The 18,154-nt window shown below is 50.8% G+C and carries 11 protein-coding genes and 2 pseudogenes; 4 read left to right on the forward strand and 9 right to left on the reverse strand.

The window, feature by feature from the left end; translation table 11 throughout:
* Positions 1–22: 22 nt before the first annotated feature.
* The 5 genes from CYJ98_RS08240 to acpP all read right to left on the reverse strand — a co-directional run bounded on the left by CYJ98_RS08240 (position 23) and on the right by acpP (position 5,101).
* A complete protein-coding gene (locus tag CYJ98_RS08240) occupies positions 23–1,453 on the reverse strand; it encodes a basic amino acid/polyamine antiporter (protein WP_101755784.1) in 1,431 nt (476 codons plus the stop codon).
* A gap of 98 nt (positions 1,454–1,551) precedes the next feature.
* Positions 1,552–2,439 carry a homocysteine S-methyltransferase family protein gene (locus CYJ98_RS08245; RefSeq protein WP_101755797.1) on the reverse strand — a complete coding sequence of 296 codons (888 nt, stop codon included), beginning with the start codon at positions 2,437–2,439 and terminating at the stop codon, positions 1,552–1,554.
* A 141-nt stretch (positions 2,440–2,580) separates the two neighbouring features.
* Positions 2,581–3,273, reverse strand: coding sequence for a hypothetical protein (locus CYJ98_RS08250; protein WP_101755783.1), 693 nt, complete (start codon positions 3,271–3,273; stop codon positions 2,581–2,583).
* Positions 3,274–3,455: 182 nt separating this feature from the next.
* The gene (gene fabF, locus CYJ98_RS08255; RefSeq protein WP_049336023.1) at positions 3,456–4,703 is read right to left on the reverse strand and encodes a beta-ketoacyl-ACP synthase II; all 1,248 of its coding nucleotides are present in this window, start codon (positions 4,701–4,703) and stop codon (positions 3,456–3,458) included.
* 161 nt (positions 4,704–4,864) lie between these two features.
* The gene (gene acpP, locus CYJ98_RS08260) at positions 4,865–5,101 is read right to left on the reverse strand and encodes an acyl carrier protein (protein ID WP_003679644.1); all 237 of its coding nucleotides are present in this window, start codon (positions 5,099–5,101) and stop codon (positions 4,865–4,867) included.
* A gap of 254 nt (positions 5,102–5,355) precedes the next feature.
* Between acpP and CYJ98_RS08265 the strand changes: the two are divergent.
* Positions 5,356–6,010, forward strand: a pseudogene (locus tag CYJ98_RS08265) (IS1595 family transposase).
* A gap of 271 nt (positions 6,011–6,281) precedes the next feature.
* The gene (locus tag CYJ98_RS08270; protein WP_070646540.1) at positions 6,282–7,757 is read left to right on the forward strand and encodes a DUF389 domain-containing protein; all 1,476 of its coding nucleotides are present in this window, start codon (positions 6,282–6,284) and stop codon (positions 7,755–7,757) included.
* Between the two features lie 44 nt (positions 7,758–7,801).
* Here the strand turns inward: CYJ98_RS08270 and CYJ98_RS08275 are convergent.
* The 3 genes and pseudogenes from CYJ98_RS08275 to ppk1 form a co-directional block, all read right to left on the reverse strand.
* A pseudogene (locus CYJ98_RS08275) lies at positions 7,802–7,993 on the reverse strand (aminotransferase class IV); the annotation flags it as partial.
* Positions 7,994–8,449: 456 nt separating this feature from the next.
* Positions 8,450–10,465, reverse strand: a complete 2,016-nt coding sequence (locus tag CYJ98_RS08280) for a prolyl oligopeptidase family serine peptidase (RefSeq protein ID WP_101755780.1) — start codon at positions 10,463–10,465, stop codon at positions 8,450–8,452.
* Between the two features lie 102 nt (positions 10,466–10,567).
* Positions 10,568–12,625, reverse strand: a complete 2,058-nt coding sequence (gene ppk1 / locus CYJ98_RS08285; RefSeq protein WP_101755779.1) for a polyphosphate kinase 1 — start codon at positions 12,623–12,625, stop codon at positions 10,568–10,570.
* Between the two features lie 212 nt (positions 12,626–12,837).
* Between ppk1 and fabI the strand changes: the two genes are divergently transcribed.
* On the forward strand, positions 12,838–13,626 hold the full coding sequence (gene fabI / locus CYJ98_RS08290) for an enoyl-ACP reductase FabI (RefSeq protein ID WP_101755778.1): 789 nt from the start codon (positions 12,838–12,840) through the stop codon (positions 13,624–13,626).
* Between the two features lie 448 nt (positions 13,627–14,074).
* Positions 14,075–14,518 carry a large conductance mechanosensitive channel protein MscL gene (gene mscL, locus CYJ98_RS08295; protein WP_036492108.1) on the forward strand — a complete coding sequence of 148 codons (444 nt, stop codon included), beginning with the start codon at positions 14,075–14,077 and terminating at the stop codon, positions 14,516–14,518.
* 259 nt (positions 14,519–14,777) lie between these two features.
* On the opposite strand, the gene CYJ98_RS08300 is transcribed toward mscL, so the two are convergent.
* Positions 14,778–17,672: an Rne/Rng family ribonuclease gene (locus CYJ98_RS08300; RefSeq protein WP_101755777.1), complete on the reverse strand. Its 2,895-nt coding sequence runs from the start codon at positions 17,670–17,672 to the stop codon at positions 14,778–14,780.
* Positions 17,673–18,154: the final 482 nt, after the last annotated feature.

The raw sequence follows: 18,154 nt of genomic DNA on the forward strand, positions 1-18,154 counted from the left end.
GGCCTTTTTCAAACCTTTCTGTTTACGCTTGTAAGCTAGCGACAAACTGCTGTACGGCCGGCACAGCCAAAATCAACAGCAATACCAATACGGCTTTTTCCATACGGTTGAACTGACAACTTCCGTAGTGTTTCTTTTGCGAATAGAGAAACAGCAATACGCCGGGCAAATAGAGCAAGACTGACAGCAGCAAATATTCCGTGCCTGCCGCATAGACAATCCAAGCCGCATAAAGCGTTGCTGCCGCGCCGATAAGACGGTATTTTGCTGCAGCCTTTTGTGTCAGCGATAATTTGAGCAGATATGCACCAATTAACAGATACGGTATCAAAATCATGGAAGTCGATACCATCAGCAAAGCAGAATAATCCTCGCCTTTTAACCACACCAGCAATAGGCAAAACTGCACGGTCAAGGTGGTAAACATCAACGAACCCTGCGGCACTTCGTTTTTATTCAACGGGATAAACGATTTTGGAAATGCGCCGTTTCTCGCACCCATGTGCGGAATCTCGGTCGCATACAGCGTCCAGCTTAAATAAGACGACAGCACAGACACAATCAGGCAGGAAGAAATCAACACTTTACCCCAAGAGCCCACCATGTGCGCCAACACGCCCGCCATAGACGGATTAGCCATTGCAGCAATATCCGCACGAGGTAAAATGCCTTGAGCCAAGACGGTAATTGCCACATACATTGCCAGCGTCAAGCTGACTCCGATAATGGTCGCTCGACCAACATCAGCACGACTTCGCGCATGCTTGGACAAAACCGCCGCACCCTCAATACCGGTAAACACCCACAGCGTAATCAGCATTGTGTTTTTCACCTGCGTCATCAGGCTGACATCAGGATTTTCAGGCGTAGCAAGGCTCGCCCCTGTCCAATCGGACATAAACACTTCGGTTTGAAAGAAATAGGCTGCCATACCAATAAATAAAATCAGCGGAAATACTTTGACTGCCGTCGCAATCAGGTTCACTCCTGCCGCTTCTTTAATACCGCGCACTACCAACCAGTAAATCAGCCACACAATTACTGATTCTCCAACAAAAGCAGCAAATGTGTTGCCTTTGCCGAAAATCACGTTGTCCGGCGTATCGACAAATCCGCCTACTGCTTCAAACGCAACCACCAAATAGCCGACAATACCGACCGTGGTGCAAAGCCAATAGCCCCACGCCGAGAAAAAACCCATCAAATCGCCGAAGCCGTCGCGGGCGTACGTATAAATACCACCGTCCAATTCGGGCTTAAGTTTGGACAAGGCCGAAAATGACAGGCCGAGAAAGATAATGCCCACACCGGTAATCAGCCAACCCAACAGCAAAGCCTGCGAACCTGCAACGGCAGCCATATTCTGCGGCAGGCTGAAAATACCCGAACCAATCATGGAACTGATAACCAAGGCCGTCAGTGCAACCAAGCCGATTTGAGATTTTTGCGGCATGTTTATTCCTGATTTTTATCATTATGTGTTTGTGAAGCGACGGCATTACCGGCTTTTTTAGCCTGTTCTAACCGTATCAAAATATTATGCAGCCACTTTCAGACGGCCTTAAATCCTTGCGCCAACGCACGGATATGTTCAGGTGCGATACCGCAGCACCCACCGATGATTTCAGCACCCAAATCCGCCCATTGTCTCGCCCACGCCAAATAATTTTCCGGCGTGGCATCAGCGCGAATCGGATCCAAACCGTCGTTGGCATCGTTCATCTGTCCTTTTACCGGTTCAAATGCATTGGCGTAAACACCCAGTTTCAGACGGCCTTGGGCTTCATGTGCCACTTTCAAAGCTTCCGCCATCACTTCAGGCTGACTGCAATTGAACAACATTGCCGCCGCACCTATTTCTACCGCGAAATCCGCCGCCTCGTGCACGGTTTCTCCCGAACGCAACACCGGTACATCATGTGGCATCGTATCTTCCAAAGTAAACAACACCCAAAACGGCTTACCGTCATCAGGCAGACTGCTGCGCCAGAAACGCGCTTCTTCCAAGCTGGATACGGTTTCTGCCAACCAAATATCAGCAAACGGCATCAAACCCGATATTAAAGGGCGCGCCAAAGCAGGTGCGACTTGTTTGTCAAACAAGTCAGGGCGGTAAGAACCGAACAACGGCGGCAGGCTTGCGGCTACTTTTGCAGTAGTCCCGCTTTGTTCCACCGCTTCACGCGCCAAACGGCCGGAAAGCCTTGCCCATTCGGCAGCTTGAGCATCAAAGCGCTCCTGCCCGATATGAAACGGAACAAGCGCATAGCTGTTGGTCGTAATCACCTGTGCACCGGCCTGGAGAAAATCCAAATGCGTTTCACGCACAATATCCGGCGTTTCCATCAAAGCCAAAGCAGACCATTCCGGCTGACGAAACGGTGCGCCGCGCCGATGCAGTTCACGCCCCATTCCGCCGTCTAAAATCGTTACTGTCATGATCGACCTCCAATGATGAATTTTTAAAATCGCCATTCTACGCTTTTTTAACTCTTTACCTTTAATCTATGAAAAACTAAACTTATGCAGTTTAGTTATATAAAAGGCCGTCTGAAGCAGGATTTCAGACGGCCTTTACGATTATTTCACAAACCGTGCATCTGCCATAAACGGCCGTGTAGCGGCTGGTTTAGCGGAATAGAAGCGGGAGAAAGTGCTGTCGATTTTAGTCTGTATCGGCTTACCGTCCAATGTTGCCGATGCTTCCAATTTCACACCACCGCCACTGGTTTCACCCAATTTCATATTTGGCAACGTCAGTTTAGCAATATTGAGTTTCACATTTTCCACTTTGGTATCGGGAGACATCAGCTGTTTGCCGACCGGACGGATTTTTTCACCCTCATCATGAGGCGCAGCACCACCGTTATCGTCAACCACGCCGATATTAATCAATCTGGCAGACGCCAAATCCATCTTGCCGTTTTTGACCGGAATACCGACAAACAGTTTTACGCCGCGATGAATGAACGTATTGTCCCGCCACTGAGTTTGGCCCTCTTTCGGCGGTTTGGTTTCTGCCACCACCGAATAAGTGCGGCCCATAATCATCAATTTATAACCTGGAATTTTTTTCGAACCGAATCCATCAGTGATATCTTCGACCAGTTGCGGCGCAGTCAGGGTTTCGTTTGCCAAAATACGGGCTGAAGTTTCTGCCAAATGGGCAGGCTTGCCGTCTATGGTCAATGCCTGTTCATGGCCGAAATCAGACGCAAATGCAGGCACGGCGGCCAGTGCAGCGGCCAATGCTAGAATACGGATAGTTTTCATTGCAGACTCCTGATAAAAATGTAATTGGGTTGATTACCCGATAAAATCCGGGCAATATTGATTGGAGTCGATATTTTTATATAAATGATACAGATTATCAAGAATATTTGTATTTTAAAATAAAAAAAGGCCGTCTGAAAACCAAGTTTCAGACGACCTTTTAATCTACTTAAAACCTTCTATCAGCCTGTAAAGCGTTTGAATACCAATGTGCCGTTGGTACCGCCAAAGCCGAAGGAATTAGAGATGGCAACGTCGATTTTCGCATCGCGTGCTTCGTTGGCGCAGTAGTCCAAATCGCAACCGGCTTCAACGTCTTGTTCAAAGATGTTGATGGTCGGTGGAGATTTTTGCTCGTGTACTGCCAATACACTGTACAACGCTTCCACGCCGCCAGCCGCGCCAAGCAAGTGGCCGGTCATGGATTTGGTGGAGTTAACGATGACTTTGCGCGCATGATCGCCCAAAGCGCGTTTGATGGCTTTGGTTTCGTTGGCATCGCCCAAAGGAGTCGATGTACCGTGTGCGTTGACGTAATCAACGTCTTCAGGATTCAGGCCGGCATCTTTCAGGGCACGGGTAACGGCCAATGCAGGGCCTTCTTCGTTAGGTGCGGTAATGTGGTAGGCATCTGAGCTCATACCGAAGCCGACGATTTCGGCGTAAATTTTCGCACCGCGTTTTTTCGCGTGTTCCAATTCTTCCAACACCAGCACGCCAGCGCCTTCGCCGATAACGAAACCGTCACGGCCTTTGTCCCACGGACGGGAAGCGGTAGCAGGGTCATCGTTTCGGGTGGAAAGTGCCTTCATGGCAGCAAAACCGCCAACGCCCAAAGTGCTGATTGCGCCTTCCGCACCACCGGCAATCATCACATCCGCGTCGCCGTATTTAATCAGTCGTGCAGAGTCGCCGATGGAGTGTGCGCCGGTTGTACAGGCAGACACCATGCCGTAGCTCGGGCCGCGGTAGCCTTTCAGGATGGTTACGTGGCCGGAAATCAGGTTAATCAGCGAGCCTGGAATAAAGAAAGGATTGATTTTGCGCGCGCCACCTTCGATAACGGCTTTGCCGGTCGCTTCAATGCTCGGTAGGCCGCCGATACCGGAGCCGATGTTGACACCGACGCGGTCTTTGTCGAGGGTTTCCAAATCGTCCAAGCCTGAATCATTGATGGCTTGCAGGGCGGCAGCAATACCGTAGTGAATGAACACGTCCATACGGCGCGCTTCTTTCGCGCTGATGTATTGGCCGATGTCGAAATCGCGCACTTCGCCGGCGATTTGGCTGTTGATGTCGGATGCGTCAAAGCGGGTAATCCGTCCGATGCCGCTTTTGCCTGCGAGCAGATTGCTCCATGCGGTGGCGACGTCGTTGCCGACCGGTGATACTTGGCCAAGACCTGTGATGACTACTCTTCTCTGACTCATGATAATCTCGCTGTTGGTTGTCGGGATTTTCGCGGCAGCCTTGCTCTTTTTCTTCGTGAAACGGGCAAAACTCATGCCGTCTGAAATTTCAGGGGTTTAATAATAAGGTAAAAGCCTCTATTGCGATGGCGCAGCAGAGGCTGGATGTTTGGTGCGACCGATTAGCCTTGGTGGGCGTTGATGTAGTCGATAGCCAATTGTACGGTAGTGATTTTTTCAGCGTCTTCGTCAGGGATTTCGCAGCCGAAAGCTTCTTCCAAAGCCATCACCAGTTCTACGGTGTCCAGAGAGTCAGCACCCAAATCGTCTTGGAAAGAAGATTCGTTTTTCACTTCGGCTTCGTTTACGCCCAGTTGTTCAGCAACAATTTTTTTAACTTGTTGTTCGATGTTTGACATGTCAGTCGTTCCTTTTCGCCTTGCGGCAGGTTGTTTAAGGGAAATAATTCGTCGGTATTGTACCGAATTCGGATAGAGTTTTCCATCTAATCCTGCATTTTAGCACAGATTATTCAGTAAAAACCTGTTGTTGTGCATATTAGCATAGCCTGATTTTAACCTACAAGCGGGAATTTGTTTTTGTTACGTATTAACATTAACATTATTAAAAACAAGGGGCTGTACTAGATTAGCAGATATGTTACCCTCGAAATATGAAGATAACACACTGCAAATTAAAGAAAAAAGTACAGAAAGAACTGCTCCGTTTTTTTTGTGCTGGAAGTTACCGCCCGTTCTGCCGCCGATATTTTGGGTATCCATCCCAATTCGGCAGCACTGTTCTACCGCAAAATCCGCACGGTTATCAACTATCATTTGGCCTTGGCTGCCAATGAGGTTTTCGAGGGCTCTGTCGAGCTGGACGAAAGCTATTTCGGCGGACGGCGTAAAGGCAGACATGGTCGCGGTGTCGCAGGAAAAGTGGTTGTCTTCGGCATTCTGAAACGCAACGGACGGGTCTATACTGTTGTGGTGGATAATGCCAAGTCTGAAACGTTACTCCCTGTCATTAAAAAGAAAATCATGCCGGACAGCATTGTTTACACAGATAGCCTGAGCAGCTACGACAAGTTGGACGTGAGCGGTTTCATCCATTACCGCATCAACCATTCCAAGGAATTTGCAGAGCGTCAGAACCACATTAACGGCATTGAAAATTTTTGGAATCAGGCAAAACGCGTCTTGCGCAAATACAACGGAATCGATCGCAAATCTTTCCCGCTGTTCTTGAAAGAATGCGAATTTCGATTTAATTTCGGCACACCGTCTCAACAGCTTAAAATCCTGCAAAAATGGTGTGGAATTTAGGGCTAATCTAGTACAGCCCCTTAAAAAATTTTGATGGCGGTTGCTGCTGAAAAAGTAGGAATTAGATTTGAGAGAAGGTTTTTGCATATGCTGGTTTCGTGAAGGCCTACGCAGGATCAGCGTTGTCAGCGTTTTCATGTGTATGCTAACCTTCTGCAAGGTATCTGCTTAATCATATTTGAAATCAGTATTAAAGCATAATTATCAGTATCCGAAATTCCAGTTAATTAAATATTCAGAGACAATCGTTAAGATTGATTTAAGGATGAAAATGCAAGACCAAGAAAACATTAAAAACCAAGAAGAACAAGAAAATCAGCCAAAAGAAGACAATGGTGCCATGACCAAGTTGCAAGATGTGTTCAATCTTGCGCATGACCAGGCCCATCCCGATAAAATTGATGCCGTCATCCGCGCCAATACTCGGGTGTCCGGAACCAATATGTGGGTATTGATGTTTGCCATTGCCGTGGCGAGTATCGGTCTGAATGTAAACAGCACGGCGGTAGTGATCGGCGCGATGTTGATTTCGCCGTTGATGGGGCCGATTGTAGGTATGGGTTACGGTTTGGCGGTAGGGGATACTGCGCTGATCCGTCAAGCCGTGCGCAATATTATTATATTCGTCGTCATCAGCTTGATTACCGCTACGTTGTATTTCCTGTTAACCCCGCTTAAAGAGGCGCAAAGCGAGCTTTTGGCGCGTACTCAGCCGACCCTTTGGGATGTGTTGATTGCCTTCTTCGGTGGTAGTGCGGGTATTGTGGCGCTGACTCGAAAAGAAGGAGGCAATGCCATACCGGGTGTGGCGATTGCTACCGCATTGATGCCGCCCCTGTGTACTGCGGGCTACGGACTGGCACATGGCAACTGGCACTACTTTCTCGGTGCTTCATATCTTTTTGCCATCAACTGCGTGTTCATCGCTTTTTCGACCTTGTTGTTTTCCAAGCTGCTCAAGCTGCCGCGCAGGGGGTTGGTAACGGAATCCAAACGCCGGTTGCAAAGCATCATTATTACTGCCGTCGTGTTGGCTGTGATGATTCCGAGCGGCTATATGGCATCAGGACTGGTGCGTCAGGAGATCTTCAACACCAGAGCCAATGCCGCCATTGCCACTGCGCAGCAACAGGAAGGTTTTTTCGTGCTGCGTAAGATGTTGAACCACAGAGAAAATAAAGTCGGTCTGATTGTCAATGGAACGGGCAATGCCGAGAAAATTTCCGCCTTGCTGGTGAAAAGCCTTAACGCGTCGGGGGTGAAAGAGCCGAAGGTCAACGTGGTCTATGCGGGAGGGAACGATGCCAAAATCGAAGAATTGCTGGCAAGCCGAAACAACCCGGTTCAGCAGCAAAATGAGCTGAAAGAGCAGCAGGCCTATATCGATACCATACTGGCAGGCAAAGCCTCCGATATCGACGATGCAGCGGTACTCAAGGAATTAAAAGCCCAATATCCGGAAGCGGAAAAAATCGTTGTCGGACGCGGCTTGGCTTGGGATAAAGCGCAAACAACGCCTGTTTCCGAACAGTCTGAAAGCCAAAAAAACGCAGAACCGAAGACAGATACATATGACGATATCGTCGTTGTCTCTCTCGAATTGGAGCAGCCACTACCTGCCAAAGATTACGAGCGGATACAGGCGTGGTTACGCCAGCGTTATGAGGGTAAGGTAGTGAGCATATTGCAAACGCACAAGTCTCAGACAGATAAACCGTCTCAGACAGATAAACCGTCTAACGAATAATCGCCTTCAGGCTTTATCCATTTCCGAGAAATCATTGATTGTTCCTAGTACACCAAATCCGCCTCAAACACGCCTCTCAAGGCGTTGGAGAGGCGGATTTTTTCTGCGCGTTCGAGCATATCGCGGGTGATGTGTGTTTCGATGATGGTGTCCGCGCCCAAGTAGGTTTGCAGCTGCTGCAACACGGCTTGGCGCATGATGCCGTTGAGGATATCCAAATCCAGAGATGGGGTGAGACTGGTGTTTTTGTGCATGTTCATGTTTCAGTATTCTCCTGGAAATACTGTAAACAACGCTACTAGTTTCTACAGCATCGAGTTGATAACGTTCTCCCACACCGGCAAGGTTTTCTGCGCCAAGGACGAGTTTGAGTTTCTCAAAGTCGATTTGGTCTTCGCAAAAGACTTCGGGAAAGACTTCGGGAAAGATTTGTTTGAGTTTTAATATATTGTTTTGTTTGAAATTATTTTCTAAATCGTATATAATTTTTCGGTTCGGTTGCCATAATTGCGTCTTCCATCAATGATTACTTACAAAGTGTCCATTTTATCGGGATATGTTGAAAGTTAAAAGAAAAGAAGGCCGTCTGAAAAACTTTAATATTCGTTTTTCAGACGGCCTTCTTTTCACTTGCCGAAACAAGAGTATTTTGTTTCTCAACTTTACAAAACAGTCAGTCCTGCTGCTTGCTTCTACCCTAAAAACTCTTTCAAAAACAGCAAGACGCAGGCGAGTTCGTCGGCGGATTCTCGTTGCGTGCCGTTGCCGGTATGGCCGCCGCCGTCAGGCGAGTAGAGCCAAGATTGCGGCGAGGTTTCGCGCAGTTTGGCGTAGAACTTGAGCGCGTGGGCAGGATGGACGCGGTCGTCGCTGAGACTGGTGGTAATGAGCGCAGGCGGATAATCGATGCCGTCTGAAAGATTGTGATACGGCGACAATTCGCCCAGCCAGCGTTTGCAGACTTCGTATTTCTGCGGGTTGCCGTATTCGTCCGTCCAGCTTGCGCCGGCGGAGAGCAGCGGATAGCGGATCATGTCGGTCAGCGGCACTTCGCACACCAGCGCGCCTATGCTTTGCGGTTCGCGCACGAAGGCGGCGGCGGTAATCAGGCCGCCGTTGCTGCCGCCCTGCAAACCTATGTGTTCGGGCGAACTCATGCCGCGTTCGGACAAATCGCGCACGACGGCCAGCAAATCATCGACGCTTTTGTGTTTGCTGATTCCCTGCGCCGCCTGATGCCAGCGCGGGCCGAACTCGCCGCCGCCGCGGATGTTTGCCAATACAAAGGCATTGCCCTCTTCCAGCCAATATTTGCCGACGCTACCGAGATAATGCGGCAATTCGGGAATGCCGAAACCGCCGTAGGCATAAACCAAGGTCGGCGTGTCGGGCGTGGCGTTTTTACCGACGTGGAAATAAGGAATGCGCTCGCCGTCGGCTGAAGTCGTCCAAAACTGCTGCACGTTGATGCCGTCTGAATCGAACTGCTGCGGCTGGCGGCGCATGACGGTCAGTTCCATCACGTTCAAATCCAGCGCAAACAGCGTCAGCGGCGTGGTGAAATCGCTGGCGGCAAGGTAAACCACGTCGCCACCCCACGGTTGGTCGGTCATTTCCAACGCACCCGAAGGCAGGCGCGGCAGTTCGACTTCCTGCCATTTGCCGTCGGTAAAGCGCCATGCTTTCAGACGGCCTTGTACGTTCTCCAACAGGCTCGCCACGACAAAACGCTTGGTCGTTTCCACGCTTTCCAATGCCTGCCTTTCATCGGGTGCAAACAAAAGCTGCGCCGCGCCCAATTCGCCGCGGTTCAATTTTACTGCCACCAATGCGCCGCTCGGATAGCTTTGGTTCGCGCGGTTCCAGTCTTTGCGCAACGTCAGTAAAAGATGTCCGGCCAGATAGCCGACCACGTCGCAATCGTTGGGCAGGTTTAACGGTTTCGCCTCGCCTTCGGCTGACACCTGCAAATAGGTTTTGGTGTAAAAACCGTCCGACGCTTCAATCAAATCAATCGGCGAACCCTGCGGATCGAGATAGCGCCAAGCGTTCACCATCATGCCGTCTTCAGCAATTTGATACACCGGCAGGCTTTCCTCGAAACTTTTGCCGCGCTCCACCAGCCACACTTCGCGCGGATAGCCCGATTCGGTCAACTGGCGTTCATCCCAAGCCGGACACACCCACACGCTGTTCTCATCGCGCCACGACACATGGTTTTTACCTGCCGGAAAGTGAAAACCGCCTTCTACCAACTCCCCTGCTTCCAAATCCACTTCCAGCGTGTACGCCGTATCGCCGCCCGATTTGCTCAAGGTCAACAGCGCGCGGTTGGGCTGTTCCACCAAGTGCGACACGCCGCCCAAATACACATCGTCGCCGAGCAATTCGTCGAAATCCACCACCGAAAACAGGATTTTCCACTCGGGATAGCCGGAACGGTACGTCGCCGCTGTACACACGCGGTACACGCCCTTCGGATATTCCGCATCTTGATGAAAATGGTACATCCGCGCGCGGTGTTCCTGACAAAACGGAATCTGCCGCGTGTCCTGCAACTGCGCCAAAATGCCGTCGGACAATGCGCGCGCCTTGTCGTTTTCTAAAAAACGCTTGCGCGTTTCGGCATGCGCCGCAGCGGCAAAATCTTGCGTTTCGGGAGATTCGAGGTTTTCAAAATGGAGATAGGAATCGGGGTAAGATTTCATAAGAAAAGGCCGTCTGAAAGATTGGGAAACGGAATTATAACGGCAAAATCAAAAAAGGCCGTCTGAAACCTGCATTTCAGACGGCCTGAGACATTATTCAATTTAACGTCCGTATATTTTCCACAAACCTTCCTGCAAACCAAACGCAGGCTCGCCGTCTTGCGGCTGGGTGCGGACGTAGCTGCCGTCAGGCTGCATCAGCCAAGCTTGGGTATTGTCTTCCAAAGCCATTTCCAAACCTTCGCGGATCACGCGTTCTTTGAGTTCGGGCGTGGTAATCGGCGTGGCGACTTCAATGCGGCGGAAAAAGTTGCGACCCATCCAGTCGGCGCTGGAGATAAAGGTATCGTCTGCGCCGTTGTTATGGAAGCAATACACGCGCGAGTGTTCGAGTTGGCGGCCGATGATGGAGCGGACGCGGATGTTTTCGGACAAGCCTTTTACACCCGGGCGCAAAGTACACATACCGCGCACAATCAGGTCGATTTGCACGCCTGCCGCGCTGGCCTGATACAGCGCATCAATCACGCTCGGCTCGATGAGGGAATTCATCTTGGCGGTAATCCGCGCCGGTTTGCCTGCTTTGGCGTGTTCGGTTTCCTGCTTGATGCGGTCGATGACCATTTTGTGCAGGGTAAACGGGCTTTGATAGAGCTTGTTCAGACGGCCCGGCTTGCCCAAGCCTGTGATTTCCATAAACAAAGTGTTCACATCGGCAGTGATTTGTTCGTCGGCGGTGATGATGCCGAAGTCGGTGTAGATGCGCGATGTGCCTTGGTGGTAGTTGCCGGTACCGAGGTGGGCATAACGCTTGAGCACGCCGTCTTCACGACGGATAACCAAAGCCATTTTGGCATGGACTTTGTAGCCGAATACGCCGTACACGACGTGCGCGCCCGCCTCTTCCAGCTGCTTCGCCCAATTGACGTTGTTGGCTTCGTCAAAACGCGCCATCAGTTCGACCACGACGGTAACTTGCTTGCCCGCCAGCGCGGCCTTCATCAATGCGCGCACAAGCTCGGAATTGCTGCCGGTGCGGTAGATAGTCATTTTGACGGCCAACACATCCGGATCGGCTGCGGCTTCGCGTATCATTTGGACAACCGGATCGAAAGACTGATATGGGTGGTGCAGCAAGATCGGCGATTGTTTGACCAGTTTGAACACGGAGCCATTTTTGCGCAAGGCTTTCAGACGGCCTGCATTGCGCGGCGGAAACTTCAAATCCGGCCTGTCCACCAAATCGGGAACGGCATTGAGGCGCACCAAATTGACCGGCCCTTTGACCTGATACAGCTCGGCAGAAGTCAGCTTGAACTGGGCAAGCAGGAAGTCGTGAATATGCGCCGGACAAGTATCCGCCACTTCCAAGCGTACGCCGTCGCCGTATTCGCGGTCGTGCAATTCGTTTTGAATCGCGGCACGCAGGTTTTTCAAATCTTCTTCATCAACCGTCAAATCGCTGTCGCGCGTGAGGCGGAACTGATGGCAATCTTTAACCTTCATGCCGGGAAAGAGTTTGCCGACATGGGCGTGCAAAATCGAAGACAAGAACACAAAGCCTGCATCGCCGCCGCAAATTTCAGACGGCATGGGGACAACGCGCGGCAAAATGCGCGGAGCCTGCACAATCGCCATTCCGGACGGACGGCCGAATGCATCCGTGCCTTCGAGTTCGACAGCGAAGTTGAGCGATTTGTTTAACGGGCGAGGAAACGGGTGTGACGGATCAAGGCCGATGGGCGTGAGAATAGGCAACAGCTCGTTGTCGAAATAGTTTTCGATCCATTTTTTCTGCGCGGCCGTCCATTTGTGGCGGCGATAGAAATGAATGCCGGCACGGCTGAGTGCAGGCTGCAATACTTTGTTAAACAGATCGTACTGCTCGCGAATCAAGGCCTGTGCCTCTTTCGCCACCGCTTCGATGGTTTCGGCCGCGGTTTTGCCGTTGTCAAGCAACTGATGCGGACGCAGTTTGTTTTCGCGTTTCAACCACGCCATGCGCACTTCAAAAAATTCGTCCAAATTGGAAGACACGATGCACAAAAAACGCAAACGCTCCAACAAAGGAACTTTCGTATCCTGCGCCTGAGCCAGTACACGACGGTTAAACGCCAACAGGCTGAGTTCTCGGCAAAGAATGCGGTTTTGCTCGGGCATGGTTCACTCCTGAAACATCGGTCATTAAGACTATAAAGTATAACGTTTTGCCGCCGTTCCGTCAGGTTTCAGACGGCCTCGGCAGACAACCTCATCCCTATTTGAGGCAAGACAAAGGGTTATCCGTTGTTTTCTAGACCGAAACAGCGGTTTTTGCTATAATGCGCCGTTTAATGCAACCGCAATACCACTGCTAAAGAAAGGATAAGAAAATGGGCTTTTTGCAAGGCAAAAAAATTCTGATTACCGGCATGATCTCCGAGCGTTCCATCGCTTACGGCATCGCCAAAGCCTGCCGCGAACAAGGCGCGGAATTGGCATTTACTTATGTTGTCGACAAACTGGAAGAGCGCGTCCGTAAAATGGCGGCCGAACTCGGCTCCGAACTCGTGTTCCGCTGCGACGTTACCAGCGACGACGAAATCAACCAAGTGTTCGTTGACTTGGGCAAACACTGGGACGGCTTGGACGGCCTCGTCCACTCCATCGGCTTCGCACCTAAAGAAGCTTTGAGCGGCGACTTCCTCGACAGCATCAGCCGTGAAGCGTTCAACACCGCTCACGAAATCTCCGCATACAGCCTGCCTGCACTGGCCAAAGCTGCACGTCCGATGATGCAGGGCCGCAACGCCGCAATCGTTGCCCTGAGCTACTTGGGCGCCGTTCGTGCCATTCCTAACTACAATGTTATGGGCATGGCCAAAGCCAGCCTCGAAGCCGGCATCCGCTTCACTGCCGCCTGCCTGGGCAAAGAAGGCATCCGCTGCAACGGCATCTCCGCAGGCCCGATCAAAACCCTGGCTGCTTCCGGCATTGCCGATTTAAGCAAACTCTTAGGCCACGTCGCTTCCCACAACCCATTGGGTCGCAACGTTACCACTGAAGAAGTCGGCAACACCGCCGCCTTCCTCTTGTCCGACCTCGCTTCCGGCATCACCGGCGAGATTACCTACGTTGACGGCGGTTACAGCATCAACGCGCTGAACGACGAAGAGAACTAAACAGTTTTCACGCCAAACGCACTTTCTTCATGAAAGTGCGTTTTTTATGGCCATTACATTATGGTTTGAATAACTGCATAACCGATAAGGCCGTCTGAAAGTCAAATACGGATACGAAACATTACCTTTACAGGCTTTCAATGATTATGTTTTCAACATTATTATATTATCATTCTACCTCAATTTGAAATTCCGATAGAGCATTGATTCTAAAGATAACATTCATGTTATCTGATACTTAGCCACGGATAAAAAGTGGTGCAAAAAAGTAACAAAAAAAATTCAGACGGCCTGTTTTTCATACAAAAGGCATAGAAGCCGGACATTTTTAGCATGAAATACAAAATTTAACATTATTGAAATTTTCTTAACTAATAAAGCGTTAAGATGCCTGCCGATTAATTGAATCACATCTGATTTTGACTCAAACACATACAGGAGATTAATTATGTCAATCGCTTCAGAATTTAAAGAATTTATTATGCGTGGCAACGTTGTCGACCTCGCAGTCGGTATGGTTGTCGGTACAGCATTCAGCGGCATCGTCAAATCATTGGTTGACGATGTAATCATGCCTCCTATCGGCCTGCTGATCGGCGGCGTTGATTTCTCCAACCTGTTCATTACCCTGAAAGACGGCGCACAAGCCGCTCCTGCTGAAGGTTACGCCAACCTGGCAGCCGCTCAAGCAGCCGGTGCCGTTACCCTGAACATCGGTCTGTTCATCAACACTGTGATCAGCTTCCTGATCGTTGCCGCTGCCATCTTCTGCGTGGTTAAAGCCATCAACTCTGTGAAAAAAACCGAAGCTCCTGCTGAAGAAGCACCGGCAGAGCCTAGCGAAGAAGTTCTGTTGTTGCGCGAAATCCGTGACTCTTTGAACAAAAAATAATCATAATACCCAAACATATACACACAAACCAAGGCCGTCTGAAACCATTTCAGACGGCCTTTTCTCATACTAATCTGGTATAACCTTTAAGTCCTTCCCATTAAAAGAATAACGCCCTTCCCTTTCTCAGCAAGTTATTCTGCTTTTTTAACCATGAAGCAACCCTCATAGCAAACACAAAGCAAATGAGCAGTGCATCTCCTTGCTAATAAAAAAGCCCGATGCGTTCAACATCGGGCTTTTAACTGGAAAACCAATCTTAGTCTTTGCGTGTTTCCACCAAAATCATTTCGACTGCTACGTCTTCCACTTCTACTTTAGGCACATCCGAACGGCGTGTTTTAGCAACCGGTTCTGGTTGTGGCTGCGCTGCAAAAGCGGCAACGGCTTGCGGATCGGTTTCAACGAAGATCAAATCGCCTAAGCTCTCAGGTACAACGATTGCGACAGGCGCTGCTTCAGCGACGGCTTCAGTTTGTGTGGCAACAGCTTCGGCTGGTGCTTCAACCGGTGCAACAGTAGCCGTTGCATTCGGAGACAATACCGCAGAAATGGCTTCTTTGACGTTGTTGACCGCAGATGCAAGCAGGGCTTGTTCGGCATCAGCGCCTTCAGTTTGCGCTACGGCAGGCTCGTCTTCGCTTTCAATGGCAAATACGAATGGCTCTGCGCTGGTAACTTCAGGCTCGGATACCACAATCACCAGCGGCTCGGCTTGGTCGCTTTCAGAAGACAATGTCGCATTTGCAGCTTCAACCTTTTCGTTCAAACCTAAAACATGCGCTACGGCAAAGAGGACTTTGTCGGCGGTATCGGTAATGTTCAGGTATTGCTCGATTTTTGCCGAAGACGGAATATTGCGTTTTTTGCTGTTAGAACGGCGGTCGTTTCGGTTGTTGCGCTGACGGTTGTTGCGGTCGCGTCCTTGACGGCCATTGTTTTTCACACCCTCTTCGCTGCGGGCGTTGTCGTCCGCTTCGACTTGCGCCTGTTCGCCATTGGCTTGAACGTTCACGTCCTCAACACGGTTTTCCGCAGATTGATGACGGTTGCGCTCGTTGCGACTGTTGTTGCGGCGGCGTTTATTGCCGTTTTGTTCCGCTTGGTTTTCAGACGGCATCTCAGCCAGTGCAGCCACTTCTTGAACATTTACGTCTTCAACCGTTTCCTCAACACGGTTGCGTTCGCTGTTGCGATCATCACGGCGGTTGTTACGGTTGCGGTTGCGGCGGGTGTCTTTACGCTCGTCGTTGCGGCTTTCGCTTGATTTGTTTTCTTCAAACTTGCTGTCGGCAGCTTCGGCATTCACTTCACGCACTTCGACTTTGCTGCCGTCGTGTTTGTTGCTGCGGCGTGGATTTTGACGGCGGCTGTTTGCGCGGCGGTTGCCGGAATTGCTGTTGCGATTGTTGCTGCCCGAAGTGCGTTTTTCTGCCACTTCGGCAACAGGCGCGGTTTCGGCTGCGGTATTGCCGCCAAAAATGCGTTTCAACCAAGCTTTGAAGCTGTCCCACCAAGAGGCTTTTTTCTCAGGGGCGACAGTCGGCGCAGGCTGGGTATGGCGCACGCCTTTGACGGCAGGCTCAGGACGGGCCGCTTTGGCTTTTTCGCTGCCGAAAGGTTTGGCGGATTCGTCTTCTTCCGGCTCGGCAACGCGTTTGTAGCTCGGTTCGCCGTCTTCTTCTACGTCATCGATGCGGATGCGGTTGATTTCGTAGTGCGGATTTTCCAAGTGGATATTCGGAATCAGGACGACGTTCACATCCAAACGCTCTTCCATCGCAAACAGCTCGGCGCGTTTTTCATTCAACAAGAAGGTGGCGACATCGACAGGCACTTGTGCGCGTACTTCGCCGGTGTTGTCTTTCATTGCTTCTTCTTGAATGATGCGCAAAACGTGCAGGGCGGTGGATTCGATACCGCGGATAACGCCGGTACCGGCACAGCGCGGACACGCAACATGGCTGCTTTCGCCCAAAGCCGGTTTCAAACGTTGGCGGCTCAATTCCAAAAGGCCGAAACGCGAAAGTTTGCCCATTTGTACGCGGGCGCGGTCTTTTTTGAGCGCGTCGCGCAGGACGTTTTCAACATCGCGCTGGTGTTTCGGGTTTTCCATGTCGATGAAGTCGATGACAACCAAACCGCCCAAGTCGCGCAGACGCATTTGGCGGGCAACCTCTTCGGCGGCTTCCATATTGGTTTTGAACGCGGTGTCTTCGATGTCCGAGCCGCGTGTGGCACGTGCAGAGTTGACGTCGATGGAAACCAGGGCTTCGGTGTGGTCGATCACAATCGCGCCGCCTGACGGCAGGCTGACGCTGCGTGAGAACGCGCTTTCGATTTGGTGTTCGATTTGGAAACGGGAGAACAGCGGCGTGTGGTCTTGATAGAGTTTCAGACGGCCTACATTGCTCGGCATGACGTAGCTCATGAACTCGGCAACTTGGTCGTAAACTTCTTGATTGTCCACCAGAATCTCGCCGATGTCGGGACGGAAATAGTCACGAATCGCACGAATCAGCAGCGAGCTTTCCATAAAGAGCAGGTAAGGGTCATGGTGTGCTTTGCCTGCTTCTTCAATGGCTTGCCAGAGCTGTTTGAGGTAGTTCAAGTCCCATTCCAACTCTTCCGCGCTGCGGCCGATGCCGGCGGTGCGGGCAATGATGCTCATGCCGTTTGGAATGTCGAGTTCTGCCATGGCGGCTTTCAACTCTTGGCGCTCTTCGCCTTCGATACGGCGGGATACGCCGCCGCCGCGCGGGTTGTTCGGCATCAATACCAAATAGCGGCCGGCCAGGCTGATGAAAGTGGTCAGTGCCGCGCCTTTGTTACCGCGCTCGTCTTTTTCGACTTGGACGATAACTTCCATGCCCTCTTTGAGCACGTCCTGAATACGCGCCCTGCCGCCTTCGTAGTCGCGGAAATATGAACGCGATACTTCCTTAAACGGCAAAAAGCCGTGGCGGTCGGTTCCGTAATCGACGAAACACGCTTCCAGCGACGGCTCGATGCGGGTAATGATACCTTTGTAGATATTGCCTTTACGCTGTTCTTTACCCAGCGTTTCGATGTCCAAGTCCAAAAGGTTTTGGCCATCGACAATGGCAACGCGCAGCTCTTCGGCCTGCGTTGCGTTGAATAACATTCTTTTCATAGTCACCTCGTGAACAGCGGCCGTTTGATTTGTGAATATCTTTTTCAGACGGCCTGTCTGTCCGGTTGGCACTCTTCAAAGGCAAGATGGGAAAATCCCCGTGTAACCAGTATTTGATTTGAAATCCGCAAGGTTGCATGCTTGAACTCAAGCCATGTGCGGACGGATTCGGATAAAGAAGGAAATAAAGAACAATGCGGCGGAAAGGTTGATGGTTCCGCTGCCGTCCGAATGCTGATGCTTCGGACAAAATTAAGGCAGCCTACATCTTCTTATTATCGTAGCGCCGGTAATTTCGGACGGTGCTGCGCGGACTGCGTCTTACGCCCGGCCGGACGGCAGGTTCAATTCAAACTTAATTACGGGATTGCGTTTGCCGGCTTTGAACAAACACAAGGAAATGCTTTGCGGAGTGCGTTTTTAATATAAAATCTCGTTTTAACAATAAATCCGTTTCAGACGGCCTGCGACGGCAGGTTCGG

The sequence above is a fragment of the Neisseria perflava genome, from assembly GCF_002863305.2.
GTDB lineage: Bacteria > Pseudomonadota > Gammaproteobacteria > Burkholderiales > Neisseriaceae > Neisseria > Neisseria perflava_A.

What these genes read in the sequence shown, in the direction of transcription:
- CYJ98_RS08270 (WP_070646540.1), top strand. Translation starts at nt 6,282, where the DNA reads ATGCAAGACCAAGAAAACATTAAAAACCAAGAAGAACAAGAAAATCAG.
- fabI (WP_101755778.1), top strand. Translation starts at nt 12,838, where the DNA reads ATGGGCTTTTTGCAAGGCAAAAAAATTCTGATTACCGGCATGATCTCC.
- CYJ98_RS08280 (WP_101755780.1), bottom strand. Translation starts at nt 10,465, where the DNA reads ATGAAATCTTACCCCGATTCCTATCTCCATTTTGAAAACCTCGAATCT.
- CYJ98_RS08300 (WP_101755777.1), bottom strand. Translation starts at nt 17,672, where the DNA reads ATGAAAAGAATGTTATTCAACGCAACGCAGGCCGAAGAGCTGCGCGTT.
- ppk1 (WP_101755779.1), bottom strand. Translation starts at nt 12,625, where the DNA reads ATGCCCGAGCAAAACCGCATTCTTTGCCGAGAACTCAGCCTGTTGGCG.
- CYJ98_RS08240 (WP_101755784.1), bottom strand. Translation starts at nt 1,453, where the DNA reads ATGCCGCAAAAATCTCAAATCGGCTTGGTTGCACTGACGGCCTTGGTT.
- acpP (WP_003679644.1), bottom strand. Translation starts at nt 5,101, where the DNA reads ATGTCAAACATCGAACAACAAGTTAAAAAAATTGTTGCTGAACAACTG.
- fabF (WP_049336023.1), bottom strand. Translation starts at nt 4,703, where the DNA reads ATGAGTCAGAGAAGAGTAGTCATCACAGGTCTTGGCCAAGTATCACCG.
- mscL (WP_036492108.1), top strand. Translation starts at nt 14,075, where the DNA reads ATGTCAATCGCTTCAGAATTTAAAGAATTTATTATGCGTGGCAACGTT.
- CYJ98_RS08250 (WP_101755783.1), bottom strand. Translation starts at nt 3,273, where the DNA reads ATGAAAACTATCCGTATTCTAGCATTGGCCGCTGCACTGGCCGCCGTG.
- CYJ98_RS08245 (WP_101755797.1), bottom strand. Translation starts at nt 2,439, where the DNA reads ATGACAGTAACGATTTTAGACGGCGGAATGGGGCGTGAACTGCATCGG.